Genomic DNA, 3884 nt, shown 5'->3' with positions numbered 1-3884 from the left:
AGCAAAAACCCTTCCGGCACTTCATCGATGTGAATCCGCACCGGCACACGCTGCGCCAGCCGCACCCAGTTGAAGGTCGGATTCACATCGGCAATCAGCTCACGGCTTTGCGGGTTGTCGCGGTCGTAGATGCCGCGGGCGATGCTCTCCACATGGCCCTTGATGCGCTCGCCGCTCATCATCTGCAGCTCGGCCTGGTCGCCCACTTTCACGTGTGGCAACTTGGTCTCTTCGAAGAACCCGTACACCCAGAACGAGTTCTCGTCGACCACCGCCATCACCGCTTCACCGGTACGCGCATAGTCGCCCTTATGGATATTCAGGTTGGTCACATAACCGTCCACCGTGGCCACGATGTGGGTGCGCTTGAGGTTCAGTTCGGCGGCAGCCAGTTCAGCCAGCGCCTGCTGGTAATCGGCCTGGGCGGAGTTGGCGATGTTGCTGGCGTCGTCGCGGTTTTCCTTGGAGATCACCAGGTTGTCCATGTCGGCACGGCGCTTGGCGTTGACCTTGCGCATTTCCCAGGTCGCCTTGCGCGAGGCGACCAGTGCCTTGGCCTGGTCGACGGCCAGTTGGTAATGCTCGGGGTCGATCTGGATCAGCAGGTCGCCCTTCTTCACCCGCTGGTTGTCCTTGACCGGGACGTCCACCACGTAGCCGGGCACGTCGGCGGCGACGTTGATGATATCGGCACGCACGCGGCCGTCGCGGGTCCAGGGCGTGGTCATGTAGTGCAGCCACAACTGGCGACCGATGGCCACGGCGGCGACCAGCACCAGCAGGGTGGCGATCAGGCTGAAGAACTTTTTCATCGAAGGATTCTCACCAGTAGACAGTAAGCGCCATGGCGCCGAACAGGCAGACGAACAGGCTCAGACGCAGCAGCGCCGGGTGCCAGAAGAAGCGGTAGCCATCATGGCTGGCGATGAACCGGTCCAGGCCCCAGGCCAGGCCCAGGGCGAACAGGAACATCAAGGTCATGGTGGGCATGTACACGCCATGGAAGGCGATTTCACGGGGCATGGTGCAGTCCTTTCGCCGGCGCCAGTGGCGACTGTGGGTCAAGCAGGGAAGAACGGATGAAATGCAGGTAGCTTTGCGCACGGCGCAGCACCGAGGTATCGAAGTGCCGGGCGAACGGCTCGTCGGTGGCTTGCACGCGGGCGATGGCGTGGTCCACCGCCACCAGCGCACGTTCGTGGTTGCTGGCGCTGGGCTGCAAGAACAGCCTTGCCAGCGCGCGGCCCATCACGCGGATGGCCTGGCGCCACGGTTGTGACTCGGCGTAGGCCGGGTGCACCGGCGCACGGGCCTGCTCTTTGCGCAGCTCGATGACGGCGTGACCGATTTCCAGCACGGTGAACATCCACCCCATCAGCTGGCTTTGCACCTGCGGCTTGCCGGCCGCCAGACCGTAGGCCTGGTGCAACAGGTCGCGGGTGCGGCTTTCGAAGGCCGACCCCAGGCCGCGTAGGCGGCCGCTGATGGCGAACAGCACTTGCTCACGCAGTTCCTGCTCCAGCCGGCTCCACAGCCAGCGGCTGTTGGGCGGCAGGATGATCGCGCCAGCAGCAGCGCAGACGAACATGCCGATGACCATGCCGATGTAGTCGTTGATGAACGTGTAAGGGTCATACACCGTCAGGTTGTTCGGCACCGAACCGATGGCGAAGAACACCAGCAGGCCCAGGCCATAACCGGCGTAAGCCGGGCGCGAAGCAAGGAACGCGCCGAGCACGAACACCGGCGCCAGCACCATGCACAGCAGCGGAAAACCGTCGATCCAGGGGAACACGAAGAAGGTTTCGAAGAAGCCGACAAAAGCGCCGATAGCCGTGCCGCAAGCCATCTGGAACGACATGCGTTTGGGGTTCGGCGAAGCCGCCGAAAGGCCCACGGTAACGGTAGCGATCAAGGTCATCATGGCGCCGCTGGGCCAGTCGCTGAGCAGCCAGTAACTGCCCAGCAGCAACAGCACCGCCGAGGCACGCACACCGGCGGCCAGCGACACCAGCCAGCTGGTCTGTGCCACATAGGGCTCGTCCCACTGTTCACGCTCGTGCCTGTGCGCCGCCAACGAAGCGTGGGTTTCGGCATAACTGAACATTTCGTCGACAAAGCGGTACAGCAGCTCGAACGCCGTATGGAAGTCGAGCAGGTCGGCCTCGCTGGGTTCGGTCGCCAGGTACTCAGCGCGCAGCCCGCGCACCTGGGCTTGCAGGCCTTCCTTGTAGGCGGCCAGCTCCAGGGTCAGGCGCAGTGCATCGGCATCGGTCAACGCCCGGCCCACGTAGGGCTGTAACAGCTCCACCAAGGTGTTCAGGCCCGGTTCGATGGCACTGACGATCTGCAGGGGGCCACGGGCACGCAGGCGTTCGAGCAAACGGTGCAGGGCATTGAAACGTGTGGTGATGGCCATGAACTCGCTGTTCATGCGCACCAGCCGGCCACTGCGGCGGCGCATGTGCGGGTCTTCGAAAGCGGTGACGTTGCGCAGGCTCTCAAGGCCCACGGCTTCGGCGACAAAGCGCACGTTGCTGCTTTCGAAACGGTCTTTCTGGCTGTCACCGCGCAGGGCTTCCACCACCACCCCGGCGAAGACGCCAAAGCGCTGATACAGGGCGTTGCGCATGGCGGCACTGGCCGACTGCGGCAGGATCGCGGCACTGACGAAGGTCGATACCAGAATGCCCAAGGCAATTTCCAGCACCCGCCATACCGCTGCCATGAACGCCTGGTCGGGGTGCTGCAGCACCGGCAGGCCGATCATCGCTGCGGTGTAACCGGCCAGCACGAAGCCATAGGCGCGGAAGGTGCGGTAGCGCATGGCGCCGGCCGAGCACAGGCCCACGCACAAAGCCAGGCTGGGCAGGAACAGCTCGGTGTTCTGCGGGAAGATGGCGATCAGCGCCACCATCATCGCCGAGCCGGCCAGGGTGCCGAGCACCCGGTAGAAGCTCTTGGCGAACACATGCCCGCTTTGCGGCTGCATGACGATGAACACGGTGATCATGGCCGTGCGCGGTTGCGGCAGTTCCAGCCGCATGGCCAGCCACAGGGTGATGAACGCGGCAGCCAGCACCTTGAAGATGTAAACCCAGGTCACACCGTCGGTGCGCGCCCAGGCAAAGAAGCCCCGGCGCCATTCCAGGCTTTGCAGCCAGCGCACGGGCAAACTGGAAGTGCTCATTCGGCGTTATCCGGCTTCTTGTCGAAAATGGCCAGGGTGGCCGGGGTGGCCGGCGCGGCCTGGCGTTCCTCTTTCGGCACATCCTGCCCGGCCTGCAAGCCACCGCCCAACGCGGTGACCAGCTCGGCATGGGCGATCAGGCGTGCGGCCTGCACCTGCTGTTGCACTTGCTGCTGGCGGAACAGCAAAGTCTGCGCATTGAGCACGTTCAGGTAATCGGTAAGACCCCGCTGGAACGCGACCATGGCGATGTCGTAGGTTTTCTGCGCAGCAGCAACGGATTCGGCAGCGAAATGCGATTGTTCTTTCATCGACTCGCGGCGGATCAGCTGGTCGGAGATATTCTTCAGCGCGCCAACCACGGTCTGGTTGTAGCGCGCCACAGCTACGTCATACCCCGCCGAGGCCACGCCCAGCTCCGAGCGCAGGCGGCCACCGTCGAAGATCGGCAGGCTGATGGCCGGGCCGACGTTGTAGTTGAACTTGCGCCCGGTGAGGAACTCCAGCGGGCCGCCGCCGGTGGCCATGAAACCCAGGCTGCCGACCAGGTCGACGTTGGGGAAGAAGCCGGCATGAGCAACGTCGATGCCACGCGCCTGCGCGGCAACCTGCCAGCGGCTGGCAACCACGTCAGGGCGCTGGCCGACCAGTTGGGCAGGCAGGTTGGAGGGCAGTTTCAGCGGCGCGGCCAGGG

General features: G+C 64.3%; 4 protein-coding genes. All 4 read right to left on the bottom strand.

Going from position 1 to position 3884, the window contains the following annotated elements; all coding sequences use genetic code 11:
• Window positions 1-812: HlyD family secretion protein (locus APH36_RS18455; RefSeq protein WP_060499756.1), on the bottom strand; the 812-nt coding region annotated here is incomplete at its 3' end.
• A 10-nt stretch (window positions 813-822) separates the two neighbouring features.
• Window positions 823-1023, bottom strand: coding sequence for a DUF1656 domain-containing protein (locus APH36_RS18450; protein WP_009685040.1), 201 nt, complete (start codon window positions 1021-1023; stop codon window positions 823-825).
• A complete protein-coding gene (locus APH36_RS18445; protein WP_060499755.1) occupies window positions 1013-3190 on the bottom strand; it encodes an FUSC family protein in 2178 nt (725 codons plus the stop codon). The genes APH36_RS18450 and APH36_RS18445 overlap by 11 nt, the downstream gene beginning before the upstream one ends.
• Window positions 3187-3884, bottom strand: a 698-nt coding sequence (locus APH36_RS18440; RefSeq protein ID WP_177337113.1) for a TolC family protein, incomplete at its 5' end; no start/stop codon positions are given. The genes APH36_RS18445 and APH36_RS18440, both read right to left, overlap by 4 nt.

This window comes from Pseudomonas sp. NBRC 111133 (assembly GCF_001320605.1).
Classification (GTDB): Bacteria; Pseudomonadota; Gammaproteobacteria; order Pseudomonadales; family Pseudomonadaceae; genus Aquipseudomonas; species Aquipseudomonas monteilii.
This window is presented reverse-complemented; position numbering and strand designations above follow the sequence as displayed.